Origin of the sequence: Affinundibacterium amnicola, from assembly GCF_014284275.1 — a bacterium.
In the GTDB taxonomy this organism is placed as follows: Bacteria; Pseudomonadota; Gammaproteobacteria; order Burkholderiales; family Burkholderiaceae_D; genus Undibacterium; species Undibacterium amnicola.
In genome coordinates this window covers 1-246 of the sequence record NZ_JACOFU010000027.1, presented here as the reverse complement: position 1 = coordinate 246, position 246 = coordinate 1, and the positions used below count along the sequence as shown (strand labels likewise).

General features: G+C 49.6%; 1 protein-coding gene. It reads right to left on the bottom strand.

What is annotated here, in order from left to right; all coding sequences use genetic code 11:
* Nucleotides 1–246: hypothetical protein (locus H8K33_RS19675; protein WP_186892770.1), on the bottom strand; the 246-nt coding region annotated here is incomplete at both ends.

The following is a 246-nucleotide window of genomic DNA, read 5'->3' as shown; positions in this document are numbered from 1 at the left end:
GTTCGACTGTCGTGATCGTTGGTTGATCATCATCGATGATGCCACCATTACCTGTCACACCACCAATCACCAATGGTAAAGATTCTGGGGAAGCACTATCAACGACAGCATCATTGATCGTGGCGACTGTGACTGTGAAACTGCTGACACCGGCTGGAACAATCAGATTGCCACCAACCAAAGTGACACCATTGTTGAATGTCGCTGTGCTGTTGTAATCACTACCAGCGGTTGCTGTGCCACCGC